Below are 21,058 nucleotides of genomic sequence, written 5' to 3' on the forward strand. Positions count from 1 at the left end.
CCGCCCTGCCCCAAGAGACCGTCAGGTTGTTGCAATGTGACGGGATGAGGACCGTATAAAACGGGAGTTAAGGGTGTTTAACGGCGCCGACGCGGTGTCGAGCCGTGTTGCGGAGCCGGTCCCGTCCGCGCATAGTTGCGCTGCGAAGGGCGGCGATGTCGGGGGTGGGATGGGCGATGGCCGGGCACGGGACGGACGGGCATCCACACGGTGCTGACCGACTGTGCGAGGCCGGGGAGCGCGTGTACTCCCGGGCCGTACGGCGCGGCCGTGTGCCGCGCCCCGACGCCGGACCGGTGCCGTGTCTGCTGGAGCTGGCCCTGCTGCATCCGGACCCCGACGACATGGACTGGCTGGTCCCTACGTCGCCGCAGGAGGTCATGACACGGCTGCTGCGCGGGGTCTACGACGAGGTCAGCGCGAGTCAGCGCAAAGTGGGCGCCGTGGTCGCCGCCGTCGAGCGGTACGCGGGCCTGGGCCCCGCGACGCAGACGGGACCCGGCGTGGCCGAGGGCACCGCGATCCGGGTGCTGGACGGGCTCTCGCGCATCCAGGCCGCGATGGACGAGGCGACCGAGGCGTGCACGACGGAGGTCCTCACCGTCCAGCCGGGCGGCATCCGCCCCGAGGACGAGCTGACCGAGGGGCTGCACCGGGCGCTCGCCCTGCGCGGGCGGGGCGTTCAGATGCGGGACCTGTACACCCATGTGGCCCGGCACGGCCAGGGCCTGCTCAACTACCTGGAGCTGATGGGCGGTTCGGTCGAGGCGCGCACCCTGGACGAGGTGATCGACCGGCTGATCCTCTTCGACCGCAGGGTGGCCTTCATCCCCGCCAACGCCGACCGCACCCTCGCCCTGGAACTGCGCCACCCGGCCCTGGTCGGGTATCTGGTCACGGTCTTCGAGCGGCTGTGGCGGCTGGCGATCCCGCTGACCGCCCCGCTGCCCGACACCGGCATCGAGGGCATCTCGCACCGCGAGCAGTCCATCGCGGCGCTGCTGGCGGAGGGCCACCAGGACGCGGTGATCGCGGAGCGGCTCGGCATAAGCGTCCGCACCTGCCGCGCCCACATCGCCCGGCTCTCCGAGACCCTCGGCGCGGCCAGCCGCACCCAACTCGGCGTCCGCATCGCCCAGGTGGGCCTGGACGCCCCGCGTCACCCCGCCGACGCCGGTCCCGTCACCCTTCCCGGTCAAGAATCCCGGACCGCCCGATGAGATAACCGAGCTGCGCCCGGCTCTCACTGCCCAGCGTGGCCGCCAGCTTCGCGATGTGCACCCGCGCGGTCCGCACGTTCATCCCGAGCCGCTCGGCGATGTCGGTGTCGGTGTGGCCTTCGACGAGGAGGGCGGCTATGGCGCGTTGGCGGGGGGTGAAGCCGCCGGGGGCGGCGCGGGTGGCGGCGGTGGGGTGCATGGGCGTGGCCAGGTGCCAGAGCCGGTCGAAGGTGGTGGCGAAGTACTCGATCAGGACCGGGTGCCGGACTGCGAGGGCGAGGGTGCGGTCGGCGTTCGCCGGGATGAAGGCCACCGTGCGGTCGATCACGATGAGGCGCTCGGTGATCTGGTCGAGGGTGCGGGCCTCGGCGTCGCCGGTCAGCTGCTCGTAGCGCGCGGTCACGGCGGGCGAGTACCGCTGTGTGTGCTGGTAGAGCGTGCGGATACGGCCTCCGCGGTCGAGCAGGTCCTGGTCGCGGCCCAGGCTCTTGGCCAGGCGCTCGGCGGGGCTGCGGCCGTCGTAGGGCTGGATCGCCAGCAGCTCGTGGCGGGCGTCGGCCATGGCCTCGGCGATGGCCTCGTTGATCCGGTCGAGCCCGCCGACGACGTCGATGTCCGGCCGCTGCGCTGTTCCCGCCGGCTGCCCACCGATGCTCATGAGCGGCTCGAACGTCTCCACCAGCCGTTGCTCGCGCTGCCGTTCACCGGCGATGCGGTCCGCCGAGGTGCGCAGCAGGCGGTGCAGGGCGACGGCCGGGGCGACGGGCTCAAGACGGCCGGTCCCGGTGACGCAGGGACGCAGCAGCCCGAAGGCGACGAGACAGGGGGAGGCGTCGGCGTCCGCGCTGCTCACCTGCCCTTCGCGCAGGGCGCGTCCGTACAGGTCCAGACCTGCTCGGCACAGGTCCTCCGGTCCGTGGTCCGGATGTGTCGCCGGACTCATCGTGTCCCTCCCCACGGATTCAGACGTCCTGCTCCAGGAGCCCCGACTGCGCGATGAGGAAGCCGAGTTGGGCCCGGCTTCCGCTGCCCAGGGCCGTCGCGAGCTTGGCGATGTGGGCGCGGCAGGTGCGCACGTTCATGCCCAGCCGCCGGGCGATGGCCTCGTCGACATGGCCCTCGACGAGCAGTTTGGCGATGGAGTGCTGGATCTCCGTGATGCCGTCGGGGGCGGTCTCGTAGGGGGCGCCGGCGCTCAGCGGGACCGCGCGGCTCCACATGAACTCGAACACCTTGATCAGATAGCGGACGAGCCCCGGATGCCGGAGTTCGAGGGCGATCGCGCCGTCGTCGCGGGTCGGGATGAAGGCCACCGTCTCGTCGCAGATGATCAGTCGTTCGACGAGTTCGTCGATGGTGCGGTACTCCACCTTGCCGTCGGTGAACTGGGCGACGTAGGCGAGGGTTTCGGGGCTGTAGCGGGCGGGGTGCTGGTAGAGCGTGCGGATGCGGCAGCCGCGTTCGATCAGCGGCCGGTCGCGGTTCAGTCCCTGCGCCAGTGTGTGCTCGAGCCGGCGGCGGCTCGGCTGGACGGTGAGCATCTCGGTGTGACACTGGGACGTGGCGAGATCGAGCGCCGCGTTGATCCGGTCGAGTCCTTCCAGCACCGTGATGGAGTGGGTCGGTGTGGTCGACTGGGCGCTGAGTGCCATGAACGGCTCGAAAGCGTCGGCGAGTTCGATGGACATCCGCCTGCGCTGGGTGATCTCGTTCTCGATCGGTGTGAGGCGCTGGGCGAGCGCGACCGAAGGGGGTACCGGGCGCAGCCAGTTCGGGTCGTCGGGATCGGGATGAAGCAGGGCGAACTCCATCAGGCAGGGCGCCGGTTCCACATCGGTGCGGGCTATGCGTCCCGTCCGGAGTGCGTTGCCGTAGAGGCGGCGGCCATCCTCGCACAGGTCGGTCAACCCATGGGGATGTGTCCGCTTAGTCTCATTTATCACCAGATCTCCACCCCCCAGGGTCCTGAACGTGCAGGAACATGATGCATCGTTTGTGTGGCCATGACGTGCCGGAATGGGCCATCGTCTTATTCGGACGGGGGAGAGGTGACCTTCAAATGAGGACGAAGCCGACTATGCATAAGAGAATGCTTCGCTCGGCGCTTGTCGCCGCCTTCTCCGCCGCCTTGGCCTTCGGAGCGCTGAGCGGTCTCGCGGGGGCGAAGAGCGATGGTGCGCAGGACAGCACGTGGAAGACGACTTCCGTGTCGGCCGCCGGCAACGGCGACAGCACGTGGATCGTCGCGGCGTCCGGTACCCCGGGAGACAGCACATGGGTCGCTCCTGCGGACAGCACATGGGTCGCCCCCGGCGACAGCACCTGGATCGCCGGGTCATGACCACTCCACCCGACGACCGCTCCTTCCGTCGCGAAATGGCCACGGCCTACCGCTCGGGCTGGCACTTCATCGACCTCGTCACCGCGATCCCCCACACCGGTGACTCGTTGATGGTGACCGTCTTCGGTGAGCCCGTGGTCGTCACGCGCGACGAGGACGAGGACGTACGGGCGTACCGGTGTCTGCGACGGCCTCGGGGGGCGCCGCAGCCCGTGCGATGTGCCATCCGGTACGGAATGATCTTTGTGAACCTGGACCAGCGAGACCACCGGCTGGTGGAACCGGAAACCCCCGATGTTCGGACCATCTCAGCCACCCCCCGCAGTGCCTGACGCGAATCCCCCGTCGTAACAGTTCGCTCAGGTGCTTCCCCCCGCAGCGGCGTCACCGTGACCTGAACACGGTGACGCCGCTGCAGTTTTGGGCGACATTTCGGGGAATCGACGTATTCGGCCATGGTCGTTTCCTGACCGAAAACAATCATCCGCGTCCCATCGCCCGGGTCAGCCCGATCTCGATCACCACGCGGGACGGATTGGGCCTCGGGGTGCGGCCGTAGCGCTCGGCGTAGCGCCGCTCGGCCTCCGCGACCCGGTCCCGGTCCGTGCGTACGACGGCCCGGCCCTCCAGCGTCGCCCAGCGCGCCCCCTCCACCTGGCACACGGCGACCCGCGCCCCCTCGGCCCCGGCCGCCAGCACGTTCTGCACCTTCGTGCTCGCCTTGTCCGCGATCACCCGGGCCAGCCGGGCCCCGGGATCGTAGGTGACCCCGACGGGCACGACGTGCGGGCTGCCGTCCGGGCGCGGAGTCGTCAGCGTGCACAGGTGCCGTTCCTGCCAGAAGTCGAGGCACGCGGCGTCCGGTGCGCCGGGGTCCTGCGGATAGCTCGCCATGAGTCCGGAACTTAGTCCTTGAGACCTCGCGGGCGTCGACTTGAGTGGAATAGACTCAACTTTGTGTACGCTGATTGAGTCAGTACTGGGAGACCTGTGGCCGACGGCTGACATCAGGACGGCTGACATCAGGAGGAGAGCGCGACAGTGGACGCCGAGCTGACCAACCGGAGCCGGGACGCGATCAGGGCGGCCGAGCAGCGGGCCGTGACCGAAGGGCACCCCGACCTCACCCCCGCCCATCTGCTGCTGGCCCTGCTGCAGGGCCAGGACAACGAGAACATCACCGACCTGCTGGCCGCCGTCGACGCCGACCAGGCGGCCGTGCGCGCCGGTGCGGAGAAGATCCTCGCCGGGCTGCCCAGCGTGACCGGCTCGACCGTCGCGCCCCCGCAGCCGAGCCGTGAACTGCTCGCCGTGATCGCGGACGCCGGCGAGCGCGCCAAGGACCTCGGCGACGAGTACCTCTCCACCGAGCACCTGCTCCTCGGCATCGCCGCGAAGGGCGGCGCCGCCGGTGACGTACTGTCCGGGCAGGGGGCCGGTGCGAAGAAGCTGCAGGAGGCCTTCCAGAAGGCGAGGGGAGGACGCCGGGTGACCACACCCGATCCGGAGGGCCAGTACAAGGCCCTGGAGAAGTTCGGCACGGACTTCACGGCCGCGGCGCGCGAGGGCCGGCTCGACCCGGTCATCGGCCGCGACCAGGAGATCCGCCGCGTCGTGCAGGTGCTCTCGCGCCGCACCAAGAACAACCCCGTCCTCATCGGCGAGCCCGGCGTCGGCAAGACGGCCGTCGTCGAGGGCCTGGCCCAGCGCATCGTCAAGGGCGACGTGCCGGAGTCGCTGCGCGACAAGCGGCTGGTCGCGCTGGACCTCGGCGCGATGGTCGCGGGTGCGAAGTACCGCGGTGAATTCGAGGAGCGCCTGAAGACGGTCCTGGCGGAGATCAAGGACTCCGACGGCCAGATCATCACCTTCATCGACGAACTGCACACCGTCGTGGGCGCGGGCGCCGGTGGCGATTCGGCCATGGACGCGGGCAACATGCTCAAGCCGATGCTCGCGCGCGGCGAGCTGCGCATGGTCGGCGCGACGACGCTGGACGAGTACCGCGAGCGCATCGAGAAGGACCCGGCGCTGGAGCGCCGCTTCCAGCAGGTGCTGGTGGCGGAGCCGAGCGTCGAGGACACGATCGCGATCCTGCGCGGGCTCAAGGGCCGCTACGAGGCCCACCACAAGGTCCAGATCGCCGACAGCGCGCTGGTGGCCGCCGCGACCCTCTCCGACCGCTACATCACCTCACGCTTCCTGCCCGACAAGGCCATCGACCTGGTCGACGAGGCGGCCTCCCGGCTCCGTATGGAGATCGACTCCTCGCCCGTCGAGATCGACGAACTCCAGCGCGCCGTCGACCGGTTCAGGATGGAGGAGCTGGCGCTGGAGAAGGAGACCGACCCGGCCTCCCGCGACCGCCTGGAGAAGCTGCGCCGCGACCGCGCCGACAAGGAGGAGGAGCTGCGGGGCCTGACCGCCCGCTGGGAGAAGGAGAAGCAGTCCCTCAACCGCGTCGGTGAACTCAAGGAGAAGCTCGACGAGTTGCGCGGCACGGCCGAACGGGCCCAGCGCGAGGGCGACTTCGACACCGCCTCCAAGCTGCTCTACGGCGAGATCCCCACCCTGGAGCGGGATTTGGAGGAAGCCTCGGCGGCCGAGGAGGAGGTCTCCCGGGACACCATGGTCAAGGAGGAGGTCGGCTCCGACGACATCGCGGACGTCGTCGCCGCCTGGACCGGCATCCCCGCCGGACGCCTGATGGAGGGCGAGACGCAGAAGCTGCTGCGGATGGAGGAGGAGCTCGGCAAGCGCCTGATCGGGCAGACGGAGGCCGTGCAGGCGGTGTCCGACGCGGTGCGGCGCACCCGGGCCGGCATCGCCGACCCCGACCGTCCCACCGGCTCGTTCCTGTTCCTCGGCCCGACGGGCGTCGGCAAGACCGAGCTCGCCAAGGCGCTCGCCGACTTCCTCTTCGACGACGAGCGGGCGATGGTCCGCATCGACATGTCGGAGTACGGCGAGAAGCACAGCGTCGCCCGCCTGGTCGGCGCCCCGCCCGGCTACATCGGCTACGAGGAGGGCGGCCAGCTCACCGAGACCGTGCGCAGGCGCCCGTACAGCGTCGTCCTGCTCGACGAGGTGGAGAAGGCCCACCCCGAGGTCTTCGACGTCCTGCTGCAGGTGCTGGACGACGGCCGGCTCACCGACGGCCAGGGCCGCACGGTCGACTTCCGCAACACCATTTTGGTGCTGACCTCCAACCTGGGCAGTCAGTTCCTGGTCGACCCGCTGACCGGCGAGGAGGAGAAGAAGGAGCAGGTCCTGGAGGTCGTCCGGACGTCCTTCAAGCCGGAGTTCCTCAACCGCCTCGACGACCTGGTCGTCTTCTCGGCGCTGTCGAAGGACGAGCTGAGCCGGATCGCCCGGCTGCAGATCGGCCGTCTCGCCAAGCGCCTGGCGGAGCGCAGGCTGACCCTGGAGGTCACCGACGAGGCGCTGGCCTGGCTCGCCGACGAGGGCAACGACCCCGCCTACGGCGCCCGCCCGCTGCGCCGCCTGGTCCAGACGGCCATCGGCGACCGGCTCGCCAAGGAGATCCTCGCGGGCGAGGTCAAGGACGGCGACACGATCCGTGTGGATGCCTTCGGGGACGGGCTGATCGTGGGCCCGGCGACGGGCAAGACACTCTGAGCCCTGACGGTCTGAGCTGAGCTGTGCTGTGACAGGGCGTGGCGGCGTGCGGAGGTGGGTACTCCGTCCGCTGCCGCGCCCCCTGCTGTCCGGATCACGGCGGCACCCGGCCGACAGGCACCGGCGGGGCTTGCCACCCCCCTCCCCGGATGAGGGAGGATGACTGAATCCGTACGAAGGGAAAATCACGGTGAGCATCGACCCGTCCTCGATTCCGAACTTCGGGGGCCAGCCCGAGCCGCAGCCCGGCGGACCGGCGGGCCCCGTCGTCCCGGATCAGGACCTCGTGAAGCAGCTCCTGGACCAGATGGAGCTCAAGTACGTCGTCGACGACGAGGGTGACCTCGCGGCGCCGTGGGAGCAGTTCCGTACGTACTTCATGTTCCGTGGTGAGGACGACCAGCAGGTCTTCTCGGTGCGGACGTTCTACGACCGGCCCCACCAGATCGACGAGAAGCCCGTGCTGCTCGAGTCGATCGACGACTGGAACCGCCGGACCCTGTGGCCCAAGGTCTACAGCCACACCCACGACGACGGCACCGTCCGCCTGATCGGCGAGGCGCAGATGCTGATCGGCACCGGCGTCAGCCTGGAGCACTTCGTCTCCTCCACGGTCAGCTGGGTGCGCGCGGCCATCGAGTTCGACCGGTGGCTCGTCGAGCAGCTCGGCCTCGAACAGGAGGTCAGCGAGACGGACGAGAAGCCCAAGGGCGACGACGAGGCATAGGCCCTCCCCCTACGGCGTCATCCGGGCAAATACACCCGGACACGCCCCACAGCCGAACGAGAGCCCGGCCCGGACACCGACCATCACGGTCGCGTGGCGGGGCCGGGCTCTTGGCGTAGCTCGCGGGGTGGCTTTCAGCGCGTGAACACCTTGCGCAGCCGTTCCGCCGCCTCCTCCAGCACCCCCGTCCGCTTGCAGAACGCGAACCGTACGAAGGGCGCGCCCTCGTCGCGGTGGTCGTAGAAGACCGCGTTCGGGATGGCCACGACGCCCGCGCGTTCGGGGAGGGCGCGGCAGAAGGTGAAGCCGTCGGTTTCGCCGAGGGGGCGGATGTCGGTGGTGATGAAGTACGTGCCCGCCGGGCGGAAGACCTGGAAGCCCGCCTGCTCCAGCCCGTCCGCGAGCAGTTCCCGCTTGGCGCGCATGTCGGCGCGGAACTCCTCGAAGTAGCTGTCCGGCAGGCGCAGGGCCTCGGCGACCGCGTACTGGAAGGGCCCGGCCGAGACGTAGGTCAGGAACTGCTTCGCCGAGCGCACGGCCGTGACCAGCGGCGGCGCGGCCGTCACCCAGCCCACCTTCCAGCCGGTGAAGGAGAAGGTCTTGCCGGCCGACCCGATGGTGACCGTGCGCTCCCGCATGCCCGGGAACGTCGCGAGCGGCACGTGCTCACCGTCGAAGACCAGGTGCTCGTAGACCTCGTCCGTGACGACCAGCAGATCCCGCTCGACGGCCAGCTCGGCGATCGCGGCGAGCTCGGCGCGGGTCAGGACCGTGCCGGTGGGGTTGTGCGGGGTGTTCAGCAGGAGGAGCCGGGTGCGGTCGGTCACCGCGGCGCGCAGTTCGTCGAGATCCAGCCGGAAGCTCGCGCCCCCGTCGACGTGCGGGCGCAGGGTGACCGGGACGCGGGTGCCGCCCGCCATCGCGATACTGGCCGCGTACGAGTCGTAGTACGGCTCCAGGGCGATCACCTCGTCGCCGGGCTCCACCAGCGCGAGCAGGGCCGCCGCGATGGCCTCGGTGGCGCCCGCGGTGACCAGGACCTCCGTGTCCGGGTCGTACGCCAGCGCGTAGCGGCGCTCCTGGTGCGCGGCGATCGCGGTGCGCAGCTCGGGGATGCCGGGGCCGGGCGGGTACTGGTTGCCGCGTCCGTCGCGCAGCGCCCGTACCGCCGCCTCGCGGACCTCCTCGGGGCCGTCCGTGTCGGGAAAGCCCTGGCCCAGGTTGATCGCGCCGGTCTGCAGGGCCAGGGCCGACATCTCGGCGAAGATCGTCGTCCCGAACTCGGTGAGTCGGCGGTTGAGGAGCGGACGGCTGCTGGAGGTCATGGCGGCCATCCTGCGCCGAAGCTCCGGGGTTCCTCAACTCGTGGATCTATGCTCCGACGATGGACTGGGGCACAGTTGTGAGCACCGTGACGGGAGCGGTCATCGGAGTCGGCGCCACCTCGCTGTCCGACCGGTCCAGATGGCGCCGCGAGCAGTCCGAGCGCCGGACAGCCGTCAAGCGCGAGCTGTACGCGGAGTACCTCGCCGCCGTCGCGCGCACCTGGAGCGAGATCCGCGCGGCGGTCATCAACAGCGACGAGCCGTGGCCCGAGCGCGCGCAGCGGGCGGGGCACGCCTACCGGAGCGGACGCGTCTACGAGCTGCGCTACCAGATCTCCATCACCGCCCCACCGGACATAGTCGTCCTGTCCGACCAGGTCATGCGCGGCATACGGGACCTCGTCGAGGACCTCACGGACGGGGCCACCTTCAGCGACTGGGCCGATCTCCGGAGCGCCAACATGGGCTGGTTCGACGCGTTCGACGCCATGCGCGCCAGGATGCGCCTCGACCTCGACGGCACCTCGCACCCGCTGCCCGCCGCCGCGCACGAGCCGACTGCCTAGAACGACCCGGGGACCCGGACTCCCTCAGAAGTTGCTCAACTCTGCTTTGGGTGCGACGGCGTTCGGGAATCCCCCGTTCACGCAAGAAACAACGTACGCAGAAAACCAAGGCGCCCACGGGGGGCTGCTTCGGTTCAACCGAAAGGACGGTGGCGCCATGACCGGCTTCATCGTGGCGGCGGTCTTGATCGTGTTCGTGGCGGTCGTCGTGTCAGCAGTGCGCAGGGGCGGTTCGAACAGGGTCCGTTCGGCGGGTCGGCGGGGGTCGTTCGCCGGGAGCAGCGGCGGCAGTTGGTGGGCCGGCGACAGCGGTTCGTCGGGCGGGCACGGGGGACACCACGGAGGACATCACGGGGGACACCACGGGGGTGGTCACCACTCCTGCGGCGGCGGCCACTCCTCCTGCGGAGGCGGCTCGTCCTGTGGTGGCGGCTCGTCCTGCGGCGGTGGCGGCGGGTGCGGTGGCGGAGGCAGCTGACACGGGGCAGCTGAGCTCCGCCGGGGCACACCGGCGTACGCCACGACCGCCGTGGCGTACGCCGTGATTGAACAATTGAGCAGTGAAGCCCTCTGAGGGATGGAAACCCTACGAAGTTGGGTAAAAAGGCTGTGGTGGCGCCACAGTTCATGATTCCCTCTAAATCACCGACACAGCCCCTCGGTCGTCCCGCGAAGTGCTTCTGACCTCCCGACTGGGCTGACCCGGGCGTCCCCCCGGAGTCACCGGGGTGTGCCGGGCCCCCACACCTCTTCCTTTCTTTGTGTGCCAGCGGAGAGCCGACCCATGCTCACAACCCTGAACACCTCGTACACCGACACGCGCGCGGCCGACCTCGCCTGGGCCCTCGGCCGTCAGGCGCTTCCGGCACTGGCCACGCTCGATCTGGAACTGGCTGGAGCCAAACTGCAGTTGAGACTGCTCGGCGCCTCCCACCAGGTGCTCCTGGAGGAGGAGCGGGGCATGTGTTCGGAGACGGTGGCGTGCATCCCCGGCAGCAGCACCCCGCTCCCGCTGGGCGTCGCCAAGCGGGTGGGCGACTGGGAGTACGAGTTCGCGGCCCGGGTGGAGGCGCTGTCACCGGGCTCGTTCGCGGGCCGCGCACAGGAGTTGCTCGCGCTGGTCTCCGACCATCCGCACGGCCTGGCGGGTGTCTTCCCCGGCAGCCCGCACGCCTTCACCGCGCTGTTGGCCCAGCGGCACGAGGGCCAGGTGCACTGGCGGACCTGGCACGCCTACCCGCAGGACGGGCAGCTGGTGGCGACGCGGACCCGGGTGGGAGTACGGGTGCCGGCGGCACGGCTCAGTGCGGCGGACGCCTGACCCGAGGACGCGACCTCAAACACCAAACCCTCGACTGACGAACAGTTCCACACGTGTGGGTGACGAGGCGTGACTCTCCCGTGACGTAACGTCGCACCGTGATCGAACCGCACGCACCGGCACCACCCGGCTCCCCGCCCGACTGGGCGGGCCCGGCCAGGCTGCCGGTGCGGCCGGACACGGGCCGGTTCCTGGTCCTCGCGTGCGTCTTCGTCTGCGCGGCCTGCGGACTGGTGTACGAACTCGAACTCGTCGCTCTCGCCTCGTACTTGATCGGCGACTCGGTCACCCAGGCCTCGGTCGTGCTGTCGGTCATGGTCTTCGCGATGGGTATCGGATCGCTCGCCGCGAAGCGCCTGCGCTGGTGGGCCGCGGCCGGCTTCGGTGCGATCGAGACGATCCTCGCCCTCGTCGGCGGCTGCAGCGCGATGGCCCTGTACGCGGTCTTCGCCTGGACCGGCGGCTGGGGCGGTCTGTGGGGTCCGCGCTGGCTGCTGGTCGCCTTCTCCCTGACGATCGGTCTGCTCATCGGCGCCGAGATCCCCCTCCTCATGGAGCTGATCCAGCGCATCCGCCGCCAGGACGCGGGCGGCGCGGTCGCCGACCTGTTCGCGGCGGACTACGTCGGCGCACTGGTCGGCGGACTCGCCTTTCCCTTCCTACTGCTGCCCCTGCTGGGCCAGTTGACCGGCGCCCTGATCACCGGAACGGTCAACGCGCTCGCGGGCGGCACCCTCGTCCTCGGCCTGTTCCGCCGTGACCTCAGCCGCCGCGCCCGCTGGCTGCTGCTCATCGCCAACCTCACCGTCCTCGGCCTCCTCGCCTCCGCCGCCGTCCTCGTCGACGACTTCGAACGGGCCGCACGGCACGCGGTGTACGGCAACGACGTACGGGTGGCGCTGCAGACCGGCATCCATGAGGTCGTCCTCACCGGCGGCACCCACGGCCGTCCCCTCGACCTCTTTCTCGACGGCCGCCTCCGGGTCAGCGGACGCGACGAACTGCGTTACCACGAAGCCCTGGTGCACCCCGCGATGAACGGTCCGCACGCGCGCGTGCTGATCCTCGGCGGCGGCGACGGCCTGGCCGCACGCCAAGTCCTGCGCCACACCGGGGTGCGGCGCGTGGACATCGTCGAACTCGACCCGGCCGTCGTACGGTTGGCCCGCCACGACCCGGCCCTGTCACGGCTGAACGGCCACGTCTACGACGACCCACGCGTGCGAGTGGCGACCGACGACGCCTTCAGCCGGCTGCGCACGGTGCCCGCCTCCTCGTACGACGTGGTGATCTCCGACCTGCCCGACCCGGGCATCACGGCCAGTACGAAGCTGTACTCCCAGGAGTTCTACGGCCTCGCCCGGCGCGCCCTCGCGCCCAGTGGCCGGCTGGTGGTGCACGCGGGTCCCTGCGCCGACCGGCCGCGGGTGTTCTGGACGGTCGAGGCGACGCTGCGGGCCGCGGGCCTGCACACCGCGCCCTACCGCGTCGGCGGCAGGGACGCCGGCTTCGCCGCGGGACCCGACCGCAGCGCCGGTGCGTCCAGCGCCCCGCACGACTGGGGCTTCGTCCTGGCCTCCGCGGACGGCCCGCCCCGACTCGGCCTGGATCCGCACGAGCCACGCCTGCGCACCCTCACCCAGCAGGGGCTGACGGCCGATGCGAAGGCCGTACGGGCCACCCGTGTCGCGGGCCTGCGGGCGTCGACCCTGGTGCACCCGCGGTACTGATTGCACCCGCGGTACTGATTGCACCCGCGGTACTGAACGCACCCACGGCGGGCCGACGCGCGGTCACTTTCGACCAACGGGGGTGCAGGATCCGGCCTCGTGGGTAGGCTCGCGTGACATGGAGCATGAGGTGTTCGTTCCGGTTCCGGCCCAGCGGCTGAAGGAAGCACTCGCCGACCAGGCAAAGGTCGCGCGTGCGGTGCCCGGGCTCCAGCAGGACGCGGGCGCCGAGCCCGTCACCGGGCGGCTGAAAGTACGCGTCGGCAGCCACTCCGTCACCTATCGCGGCACCGTGCGGGTCGTCGCGCGGGGGGACGGTTCGTACACCGCCGAGGGCGACGTCGCCGAGACCCGCGGCACCGGCTCGGTCAAGCTCGCCCTCACGCTGCGCGTCGAGGCGGCCGACGACGGCTCCCGGCTGGTCTTCGGCGGCACGGCCTCCGCGGACGGCCGCGTCACGGAGATGCCGTCCGAGCAGGTCGCCGCGGCCGCGACCCGCCTGCTGAACCGTTTCGCGGAGAGCCTCGGGGAGCTGGCGGCGGAGCAGCCCGCGCAGGAAGCCTCGAAGGGCTCGGCGTCGGAGTCCGCGGCGGAAGCGAAGGACTCGGCCACGGAAGAGGAAGCGGGGGCGGCCGACGCCGGGCACACGTCCGTCTTCGACACCGAGGTGCCCCCACCCTCCCTGGACCCGCTCGCGCAGGACGAGACCGAGGCAGTGGCTAAGGACGAAGCCGGAGCTGCGAAGGGAGAGGGCGGCGGCGACCCCACCGCGGACTCCGCGCCCCCCGCCGAAGCCGCCCACGCCCGCCGCACGATGATCGGCCGCAGCGCGGAGGAGGTCGACCACGCCCCGCCCCGCGGCCGCTACGCCCCCGTCCCCGCGCCGCAGTCGGTCACCGGGGGCTCACCGCTGCGCTGGGCGGCCCCGGCGGCGGCCCTCGCACTCGCGTCGGCGATCGTCGTGAGCCGGGCGCTGCGCAAGCGCCGCTGAATCCCGACGGGTGCGCGACGGCGGACGTACGCGGTCTTGATCGCCCCAGTAGGGTCGTCCCGTGAGTAACGAAGACATCACGCTGACCGCGGGCGACGCGGAGGTGACCGTACGGCCGGGCAACGGCGGGCGGGTCTCGGGGCTGCGCGTCGGCGGGACCGAACTGCTGCGCCAGGGTGAACGTTTCGGGTGCTTCCCGATGGCTCCCTGGTGCGGGCGGATCAGGAACGGCCGCTTCCTGGACGGCGCGACCCTGCACCAGATGCCGCTCAACTCCCCGCCGCACGCCATCCACGGCACCGCCCGCGACGGCGCCTGGAGCGTCGTACGCGCGGGCACCGACGAGGCGGTCATCACGTGCCGGCTGGTGGAGCCCTGGCCCTGGGCCGGCCGGGTCACGCAGGAGTTCGCCCTGACGCCCGACTCCCTGACCCTGACGATGTCCGTGGAGGCGCAGGACTCGTCCTTCCCGGCACAGGTCGGCTGGCACCCGTGGTTCAACCGCGCCCTCACGCGCGAGGACGGCACCGTCGGCGAGGACGTACGGATCGACTTCACGCCCGCCTGGCAGGAGGAGCGCGGCGAGGACCACCTGCCGACCGGCGACCGCGTCGAGCCGAGGCCCGGCCCCTGGGACGACTGCTTCGGCACACCCGGCGGCGTCGACGTCACCCTGACCTGGCCCGGACAGCTGGAGCTGAAGGTGACCAGCCGCGAGGAGTGGGTCGTCGTCTACGACGAGCAGCGCGAGGCCGTGTGCGTGGAGCCGCAGACCGGTCCGCCCAACGGTCTGAACACCATGCCCCGCCAGGTCACCCTGCTGGAGCCGCTGGAAGCGACGACCACCTGGACCTGGCGCCGCCTTTAAGCTGACTGGCATGACGGACGTACGTGGCGAGCTGCTGCAGCAGATCAAGGACAAGGCCGTGGTGCACGGCAAGGTGACCCTGTCGTCGGGGCTGGAGGCGGACTACTACGTCGACCTGCGCCGGATCACCCTTGACGGTGAGGCCGCACCGCTGGTGGGCCAGGTGCTCCTCGATCTCACCGCCGATCTGGACTTCGACGCGGTGGGCGGTCTGACCATGGGCGCGGACCCGGTCGCCGCCGCCATGCTGCACGCGGCCGCCGCGCGCGGGAAGCGGCTCGACGCCTTCGTGGTGCGCAAGGCCGCCAAGGCGCACGGGCTGCAGCGCCGCGTGGAGGGCCCGGACATCGCGGGCCGCCGGGTGCTGGTGGTGGAGGACACCTCCACCACCGGCGGCTCCCCGCTGACCGCCGTCGAGGCGGTGCGGGAGGCGGGCGCGGAGGTGGTCGCCGTGGCGACCATCGTCGACCGTGCGACCGGCGCCGCGGAGAAGATCCAGGAGGGCGCGGGAGTGCCGTACCTGTTCGCGTACGCGAAGGACGACCTGGGTCTCGACTGACCTTATCCACAGGGTGGACAGGGCGGGCAACGCAACCGGCCGAGTCTGGAAAGATGGGGCCGACGATGACGTCACCCCCAAGGTCTAGGTCAGGGCCGTAGGACGCACAACGCCAACCGCACATACCAAGGAGCGGACAGATGCCCATCGCAACCCCCGAGGTCTACAACGAAATGCTGGACCGGGCGAAGGCAGGCAAGTTCGCCTACCCGGCCATCAACGTGACCTCGAGCCAGACCCTGCACGCGGCGCTGCGCGGTTTCGCCGAGGCGGAGAGCGACGGCATCGTCCAGATCTCCACGGGTGGCGCCGAGTTCCTCGGCGGTCAGTACAGCAAGGAGATGGTCACCGGCGCGGTGGCCCTCGCCGAGTACGCGCACATCGTCGCCGAGAAGTACCCGGTCACGGTCGCGCTGCACACGGACCACTGCCCCAAGGACAAGCTCGACGGGTACGTCCGCCCGCTGCTGGCCGTCTCCGAGGAGCGCGTGAAGGCCGGCCGCAACCCGCTCTTCCAGTCGCACATGTGGGACGGCTCGGCGGAGACCCTCGCCGACAACCTGGCCATCGCGCAGGAGCTGCTCGAGCGCACCCGCGCCGCCCGGATCATCCTCGAGGTCGAGATCACCCCGACCGGTGGCGAGGAGGACGGCGTCTCGCACGAGATCAACGACTCGCTGTACACGACGGTGGACGACGCCATCCGTACGGCCGAGGCCCTGGGCCTGGGCGAGAAGGGCCGTTACCTGCTGGCCGCCTCCTTCGGCAACGTGCACGGTGTGTACAAGCCGGGCAACGTCGTGCTGCGCCCCGAGCTCCTGAAGGAGCTGAACGAAGGCGTGGGCGCGAAGTTCGGCAAGCAGTCCCCGTTCGACTTCGTCTTCCACGGCGGCTCCGGCTCCACCGAGCAGGAGATCCGCACCGCGCTGGAGAACGGCGTGGTCAAGATGAACATCGACACCGACACCCAGTACGCCTTCACGCGTCCGGTCGCCGACCACATGCTGAAGAACTACGACGGTGTGCTGAAGGTCGACGGCGAGGTCGGCTCCAAGAAGACCTACGACCCGCGCACCTGGGGCAAGCTGGCCGAGGCGAGCATGGCCGCGCGCGTGACCGAGGCCTGCGGCAACCTGCGCTCGACGGGCACGAGGATCAAGTAGTCGGGGGCGGCCCCGGGGCCGTCACCTTGAGCGAGCCCGGTGCTACGGCGCCGGGCTCGCTGTATACCTGGGGTCATGCCCGACGTCCGGATCGCCTCGCCCCAGGGCAAATGGATCCTGCTGACCACCGTGCTCGGCTCCAGCATGGCGATGCTGGACTCCACCGTCGTCAATGTCGCCCTGCCGCGCATCGGCACCGATCTGGACGCCGATCTCGCCGCGCTGCAGTGGACCGTCAACGCGTACATGCTGACGCTGGCCGGGCTGATCCTGCTCGGCGGCTCCCTCGGCGACCACTACGGCCGCCGCAAGATCTTCGTCATCGGCGTCGTGTGGTTCGCCGCGGCGTCCCTGCTGTGCGGTCTCGCGCCGACGTCCGGCATCCTCGTCGCGGCCCGCGCCCTGCAAGGAATCGGCGGCGCACTGCTCACCCCGGGCTCGCTGGCACTGATCCAGGCGTCCTTCCACGCGGACGACCGGGGCAGAGCGGTCGGCCTGTGGTCCGGGTTCGGGGGCATCGGCGCGGCCGTCGGACCGTTCCTGGGCGGCTGGCTGGTGGATGGCCCCGGCTGGCGCTGGGTCTTCCTGCTCAACGTCCCGCTGGCCCTGCTGTGCGCGCCGATCGCGCTGCGCCATGTCCCCGAGTCGGCGGACGGCCGCTCCCACGGCCGCTTCGACGTCCTGGGCGCGGCCCTCGGCGCCCTGTCCCTCGCCCTGATCACCTACGCCCTGATCGAGGCCCGCCAGAGCTCGCTGGTGGTCGTCGTCACCGCGGTGGCCGGTCTGGTCGCGGGCGTGGCGTTCGTCCAGGTGGAGAAGCGCAACCCGGACCCGATGATGCCGCCGGACATCTTCGCCTCCCGCCAGTTCACGGCGGTCAACCTGGTCACCCTGTGCGTGTACGCGGCGTTCGGCGGCTTCTTCTTCCTGACCGCCCTGCAGCTCCAGGTCGCCGTCGGCTGGTCGCCGCTGGCCGCCGGTACGGCCCTGCTGCCGACGACCGCCCTGATGCTGCTGTTCTCCGCCCGCTCGGGCGCCCTGGCCGACCGGATCGGCCCCCGCATCCCGCTCACCGCGGGCCCCCTGCTGTGCGCCGCCGGAATGCTGCTGATGCTGCGGGTGAGCCCCGGCGCCTCCTACGCCGCCGACGTGCTGCCCGCGCTCCTGGTCCTCGGCACCGGCATGGTCACCCTGGTCGCCCCGCTGACGTCCACGGTCCTCGCCTCGGTGGACACCGCGAGGGCGGGCCTGGCCAGCGGCATCAACAACGCGGCGGCCCGCGCGGCCGGCCTCATCGCGGTAGCCGCACTGCCCCTCGTCGCCGGCATGGGCCCGGAGGCATACCGCTCCCCCGACGCCTTCGACAACGCCTTCCACCGCGCCATGCTGATCTGCGCCGCCGTCCTGGTGATCGGCTCAGCGGTCGCGTTCATGACCGTCCGCGCCCTGCCGCCAGGTTGCCGCCACCCGGAGTGCCTGACGCACGGTTCGGTGACGGCGCCGCCGCTGGAGGGGGAGCGGGCGGGGCGGAGGATCGCGTAGGGCGGTGGCCGGGGGGATGGCGGTCGCCGGGCGGTGCTGATCCGTGCCCGGGGGGTGCCTGTCATCGGGCGGTGCTGATGTGCGCCCGAGGGGGTGCCTGTCACCGGACGATGCGGATCTGCGCGCCGTGCTGGTGGTCGGGTCGGCGGTGGGCTTTGCGGCCGTGCACGCTCTGCCGCCAGGTTGCCGTCACCCGGAGTGCCTCCTGCACGGCTCGGTCACCGCGCCGCCGCTGGAGGGGGAGCGGGCGGGGCGGCGGATTGCGTAGGGCCGTGGCCGAGGGGCGCCGCGGGCGCCCCGGGTAGGGGGATGCCGCAGACTTGGAGGCATGTCGATTCACGAGAACCTTCTGGGGGGCCCGCCCCCGACCCACCTGCCCGACGACCCCGAGCCCCGCGAGCTGCTGGCGAACGGCACGGCGCCCGCGGACGTCGCCGCCAAGTACCCGACGTCCTCGCTGGCCTGGGCGCAGCTGGCCGACGAGGCGTTCGAGCGGGGCAGCGTCGTGGAGTCGTACGCCTACGCCCGCACGGGCTACCACCGGGGTCTGGACGCCCTGCGCCGCAACGGCTGGAAGGGCCACGGACCGGTGCCCTGGGAGCACGAGCCCAACCGCGGCTTCCTGCGCGCCCTGCACGCCCTCGCCCGCGCCGCGCAGTCGATCGGCGAGCAGGAGGAGTACGAGCGCTGCTCGCAGTTCCTGAAGGACTCCTCGCCGACGGCGGCCCAGACGCTGGGCTGAGGCGTACCGACCTTCGCGGGTCCGCCCGGTCGCCCGGGTGGACCCTGCGGCGGACCCTGCGGGAGGCGTGTCTTGCGGTGGGCCGGAGTGATTGCGGAGGATGCCCGTGGGGACCGGGGCCCCCGTGCCGGTAACGGCAGGGGCGGACCGCTACCCGGAGTACACATCAGGAGACAGCGATGTCCCACCAGGCCGCCGAGCCGGAGACCCCGCATCTCGACTTCCAGGGCACGACGCCGTACGAGGACTACGTCAAGGCGGACGTGCTCACCCACCTCCAGCACACCCTCTCCGACGACCCCGGCGAAATGGTCTTCCTGGTCACGACCCAGGTGATGGAGCTGTGGTTCACCGTGGTCGTCCATGAGTGGGAGACCGCGGCGCACGCCCTGCGGTCCGACGACGTGCCGACAGCCGTGGCCGCGCTGAAGCGATCGGTGCGCGAGCTGGAGGCGCTGAACGCCTCCTGGAGGCCCCTCGGGCAGCTCACGCCGGCCCAGTTCAACTCCTACCGCTCGGCCCTCGGCGAGGGCTCAGGGTTCCAGTCGGCGATGTACCGGCGCATGGAGTTCCTGCTCGGCGAGAAGTCCGCGTCCATGCTCGTCCCGCACCGCGGCGCCCCGCGCGTGCACGCCGAGCTGGAGAAGGCGCTGCACGAGCCGAGCCTGTACGACGAGGTGCTGCACCTGCTCGCCCGGCGCGGCCACCCCGTCCCCGCCGAGGTCCTGCGGCGCGACGTCTCGCAGCGCTACGAGCCCTCACCGGCGGTCGAGGCCGTCTGGACCGCGATCTACTCCGGTGACGAGCACAGCGAACTCGCCCGGCTGGGCGAGGTGTTGACGGACGTCGCCGAGCTGGTGTGGCGATGGCGCAACGACCATCTCGTCGCCACCCGCAGGGCGATGGGCGCCAAGGCGGGCACGGGCGGCTCGGCCGGAGTGGCCTGGCTGGAGAAGCGGGCGCAGAAGAACGTCTTTCCCGAGCTGTGGACGGCGAGGTCGCATGTCTGACATCACCCAGCCCCTCGACATCACGCAACCCCTTGCGGTCCGGGCGGCGAAGGCGGACGCCGCCGACGAACTGGCGGGCGTACGTGCGCAGTTCGTGCTCGACGACGTGGTCTACCTGGACGGCAACTCCCTCGGCGCCCTGCCGGTCGCGGTGCCGGGCCGGGTGGACGACGTCGTACGGCGCCAGTGGGGCGAGCTGCGCATCCGGTCCTGGGACGAGAGCGGCTGGTGGACGGCGCCCGAGCGGATCGGCGACCGTATCGCGCCGCTGGTCGGGGCGGCGCCGGGGCAGATCGTCGTGGGCGACTCCACAAGTGTCAACGTGTTCAAGGCGGTTGTGGGGGCGGTACGGCTGGCGGGGGAGGGCCGGGACGAGATCGTCGTGGACGCGACGACCTTCCCCACCGACGGCTACATCGCCGAGTCGGCGGCCCGTATGACGGGCCGCACACTCCGCCCGGTCACCCCGTCCGAGGTCCCGGACGTGCTGTCCGCCCATACGGCCGCGGTGCTGCTCAACCATGTCGACTACCGCACGGGCAGGCTGCACGACCTGCCCGCCCTCACCGCCGCGATCCACGACGCGGGCGCGGTGGCCGTCTGGGACCTGTGCCACAGCGCGGGCGCGCTGCCGGTCGGACTGGACGAGCACGGCGTGGACCTCGCGGTCGGCTGCACCTACAAGTACCTGAACGGCGGCCCGGGTTCACCGGCGTACCTCTATGTGCGCCGTGACCTCCAGGACCGTTTCGACTCCCCGCTGCCCGGCTGGAACTCCCACGCGCAGCCCTTCGGGATGCGGTCCGGCTACGAGCCCGCGGCGGGCGCGCTGCGCGGCCGGGTCGGCACGCCGGACATCCTCTCGATGCTGGCCCTGGAGGCGGCGCTGGAGGTCTGGGACGGCGTCACGGTCGAGGCGGTACGGGCCAAGTCCCTCGCGCTGACGGACTTCTTCCTGGAGTGCGTGCGCGAGTACGTGCCCGAGGGTCGGGTGGAGTCGCTGACCCCGGCGGCCCACGCGCAGCGCGGCAGCCAGGTGGCGCTCCGCTGCCAGGACGCCGGTGACGTCATGAAACGGCTGATCGAACGGGGCGTGGTCGGGGACTTCCGGCACCCGGACGTCCTGCGCTTCGGCTTCACCCCCCTCTACGTCGGGTTCGGCGACGTGGAGCGGGCGGCCCGGGTCCTGGCCGAGACGCTCGCCGGGTAGCCGCCGCGGCCGCCGCGCGGCCGGGCAGCCTTCGCGCTCGCCGCGACGGCCGGGTAGCTCACGTGTCCGCCGCGCGGCCGGGCAGCCTTCGCGCTCGCCGCGAC

Annotated in this window: 19 protein-coding genes; 15 read left to right on the plus strand and 4 right to left on the minus strand. The window is 71.3% G+C overall.

The features are described from left to right. Positions 1-176: 176 nt before the first annotated feature. The gene (locus JYK17_RS23780; protein ID WP_128804479.1) at positions 177-1,220 is read left to right on the plus strand and encodes a helix-turn-helix transcriptional regulator; all 1,044 of its coding nucleotides are present in this window, start codon (positions 177-179) and stop codon (positions 1,218-1,220) included. On the opposite strand, the gene JYK17_RS23785 is transcribed toward JYK17_RS23780, so the two are convergent. After that, entirely contained in the window at positions 1,183-2,163 is a 981-nt protein-coding gene (locus tag JYK17_RS23785; RefSeq protein ID WP_222811144.1) for a helix-turn-helix transcriptional regulator, read from the minus strand. The two genes, JYK17_RS23780 and JYK17_RS23785, sit on opposite strands and share 38 nt — an antisense overlap. Positions 2,164-2,182: 19 nt before the next feature. Further along, complete coding sequence (locus JYK17_RS23790; protein ID WP_234548003.1) at positions 2,183-3,127, minus strand: helix-turn-helix domain-containing protein; 945 nt, start codon at positions 3,125-3,127, stop codon at positions 2,183-2,185. A gap of 430 nt (positions 3,128-3,557) precedes the next feature. On the opposite strand from JYK17_RS23790, the gene JYK17_RS23795 reads away from it, so the two are divergent. Beyond that, on the plus strand, positions 3,558-3,893 hold the full coding sequence (locus JYK17_RS23795; protein WP_108010707.1) for a Rieske (2Fe-2S) protein: 336 nt from the start codon (positions 3,558-3,560) through the stop codon (positions 3,891-3,893). A gap of 148 nt (positions 3,894-4,041) precedes the next feature. Here the strand turns inward: JYK17_RS23795 and JYK17_RS23800 are convergent, their stop codons facing one another. Then, positions 4,042-4,455, minus strand: a complete 414-nt coding sequence (locus tag JYK17_RS23800) for a pyridoxamine 5'-phosphate oxidase family protein (RefSeq protein WP_222811145.1) — start codon at positions 4,453-4,455, stop codon at positions 4,042-4,044. 147 nt (positions 4,456-4,602) lie between these two features. On the opposite strand from JYK17_RS23800, the gene clpB reads away from it, so the two are divergent. Together clpB and JYK17_RS23810 are read left to right on the plus strand one after the other, a co-directional pair. Then, the gene (clpB, locus tag JYK17_RS23805) at positions 4,603-7,200 is read left to right on the plus strand and encodes an ATP-dependent chaperone ClpB (RefSeq protein ID WP_108010709.1); all 2,598 of its coding nucleotides are present in this window, start codon (positions 4,603-4,605) and stop codon (positions 7,198-7,200) included. A gap of 190 nt (positions 7,201-7,390) precedes the next feature. After that, positions 7,391-7,927, plus strand: a complete 537-nt coding sequence (locus tag JYK17_RS23810; protein ID WP_108010711.1) for a YbjN domain-containing protein — start codon at positions 7,391-7,393, stop codon at positions 7,925-7,927. Between the two features lie 134 nt (positions 7,928-8,061). Here JYK17_RS23810 and JYK17_RS23815 read toward each other — a convergent pair whose 3' ends face one another. Further along, the gene (locus tag JYK17_RS23815) at positions 8,062-9,261 is read right to left on the minus strand and encodes a pyridoxal phosphate-dependent aminotransferase (protein WP_108010713.1); all 1,200 of its coding nucleotides are present in this window, start codon (positions 9,259-9,261) and stop codon (positions 8,062-8,064) included. A 50-nt stretch (positions 9,262-9,311) separates the two neighbouring features. On the opposite strand from JYK17_RS23815, the gene JYK17_RS23820 reads away from it, so the two are divergent. The 11 genes from JYK17_RS23820 to kynU all read left to right on the plus strand — a co-directional run bounded on the left by JYK17_RS23820 (position 9,312) and on the right by kynU (position 20,954). Further along, a complete protein-coding gene (locus JYK17_RS23820; protein ID WP_146191715.1) occupies positions 9,312-9,818 on the plus strand; it encodes a hypothetical protein in 507 nt (168 codons plus the stop codon). 784 nt (positions 9,819-10,602) lie between these two features. Then, the gene (locus JYK17_RS23825; RefSeq protein WP_108010717.1) at positions 10,603-11,139 is read left to right on the plus strand and encodes a DUF2617 family protein; all 537 of its coding nucleotides are present in this window, start codon (positions 10,603-10,605) and stop codon (positions 11,137-11,139) included. 98 nt (positions 11,140-11,237) lie between these two features. Further along, positions 11,238-12,869, plus strand: coding sequence for a polyamine aminopropyltransferase (locus tag JYK17_RS23830; protein WP_108010719.1), 1,632 nt, complete (start codon positions 11,238-11,240; stop codon positions 12,867-12,869). A gap of 118 nt (positions 12,870-12,987) precedes the next feature. Then, positions 12,988-13,860 carry an SRPBCC domain-containing protein gene (locus JYK17_RS23835; RefSeq protein ID WP_108010721.1) on the plus strand — a complete coding sequence of 291 codons (873 nt, stop codon included), beginning with the start codon at positions 12,988-12,990 and terminating at the stop codon, positions 13,858-13,860. A 61-nt stretch (positions 13,861-13,921) separates the two neighbouring features. Then, positions 13,922-14,728 (plus strand): aldose epimerase family protein, encoded by an 807-nt coding sequence (locus JYK17_RS23840; RefSeq protein WP_108010723.1) that lies wholly within the window; start codon positions 13,922-13,924, stop codon positions 14,726-14,728. Between the two features lie 10 nt (positions 14,729-14,738). Then, positions 14,739-15,287, plus strand: coding sequence for an orotate phosphoribosyltransferase (gene pyrE, locus JYK17_RS23845; RefSeq protein WP_108010725.1), 549 nt, complete (start codon positions 14,739-14,741; stop codon positions 15,285-15,287). Positions 15,288-15,427: 140 nt separating this feature from the next. Then, entirely contained in the window at positions 15,428-16,450 is a 1,023-nt protein-coding gene (fbaA, locus tag JYK17_RS23850) for a class II fructose-bisphosphate aldolase (protein ID WP_108010727.1), read from the plus strand. A 75-nt stretch (positions 16,451-16,525) separates the two neighbouring features. Beyond that, on the plus strand, positions 16,526-17,992 hold the full coding sequence (locus JYK17_RS23855; protein ID WP_108010729.1) for an MFS transporter: 1,467 nt from the start codon (positions 16,526-16,528) through the stop codon (positions 17,990-17,992). Between the two features lie 328 nt (positions 17,993-18,320). Continuing rightward, positions 18,321-18,734 carry a DUF3151 domain-containing protein gene (locus JYK17_RS23860; protein WP_108010731.1) on the plus strand — a complete coding sequence of 138 codons (414 nt, stop codon included), beginning with the start codon at positions 18,321-18,323 and terminating at the stop codon, positions 18,732-18,734. Between the two features lie 179 nt (positions 18,735-18,913). Next, positions 18,914-19,744: a tryptophan 2,3-dioxygenase family protein gene (locus JYK17_RS23865; protein ID WP_108010733.1), complete on the plus strand. Its 831-nt coding sequence runs from the start codon at positions 18,914-18,916 to the stop codon at positions 19,742-19,744. Then, on the plus strand, positions 19,737-20,954 hold the full coding sequence (kynU, locus tag JYK17_RS23870) for a kynureninase (protein WP_222811146.1): 1,218 nt from the start codon (positions 19,737-19,739) through the stop codon (positions 20,952-20,954). The genes JYK17_RS23865 and kynU overlap by 8 nt, the downstream gene beginning before the upstream one ends. Positions 20,955-21,058: the final 104 nt, after the last annotated feature.

This window comes from Streptomyces plumbidurans (genome assembly GCF_019857225.1).
Lineage (GTDB): Bacteria > Actinomycetota > Actinomycetes > Streptomycetales > Streptomycetaceae > Streptomyces > Streptomyces plumbidurans.

Coding starts and splice junctions, on each gene's coding strand:
- JYK17_RS23780 (WP_128804479.1), top strand. CDS start 177: ATGGCCGGGCACGGGACGGACGGGCATCCACACGGTGCTGACCGACTG.
- JYK17_RS23785 (WP_222811144.1), bottom strand. CDS start 2,163: ATGAGTCCGGCGACACATCCGGACCACGGACCGGAGGACCTGTGCCGA.
- JYK17_RS23795 (WP_108010707.1), top strand. CDS start 3,558: ATGACCACTCCACCCGACGACCGCTCCTTCCGTCGCGAAATGGCCACG.
- JYK17_RS23800 (WP_222811145.1), bottom strand. CDS start 4,455: ATGGCGAGCTATCCGCAGGACCCCGGCGCACCGGACGCCGCGTGCCTC.
- JYK17_RS23815 (WP_108010713.1), bottom strand. CDS start 9,261: ATGGCCGCCATGACCTCCAGCAGCCGTCCGCTCCTCAACCGCCGACTC.
- JYK17_RS23820 (WP_146191715.1), top strand. CDS start 9,312: ATGGACTGGGGCACAGTTGTGAGCACCGTGACGGGAGCGGTCATCGGA.
- JYK17_RS23825 (WP_108010717.1), top strand. CDS start 10,603: ATGCTCACAACCCTGAACACCTCGTACACCGACACGCGCGCGGCCGAC.
- JYK17_RS23835 (WP_108010721.1), top strand. CDS start 12,988: ATGGAGCATGAGGTGTTCGTTCCGGTTCCGGCCCAGCGGCTGAAGGAA.
- pyrE (WP_108010725.1), top strand. CDS start 14,739: ATGACGGACGTACGTGGCGAGCTGCTGCAGCAGATCAAGGACAAGGCC.
- fbaA (WP_108010727.1), top strand. CDS start 15,428: ATGCCCATCGCAACCCCCGAGGTCTACAACGAAATGCTGGACCGGGCG.
- JYK17_RS23855 (WP_108010729.1), top strand. CDS start 16,526: ATGCCCGACGTCCGGATCGCCTCGCCCCAGGGCAAATGGATCCTGCTG.
- JYK17_RS23860 (WP_108010731.1), top strand. CDS start 18,321: ATGTCGATTCACGAGAACCTTCTGGGGGGCCCGCCCCCGACCCACCTG.
- JYK17_RS23865 (WP_108010733.1), top strand. CDS start 18,914: ATGTCCCACCAGGCCGCCGAGCCGGAGACCCCGCATCTCGACTTCCAG.
- kynU (WP_222811146.1), top strand. CDS start 19,737: ATGTCTGACATCACCCAGCCCCTCGACATCACGCAACCCCTTGCGGTC.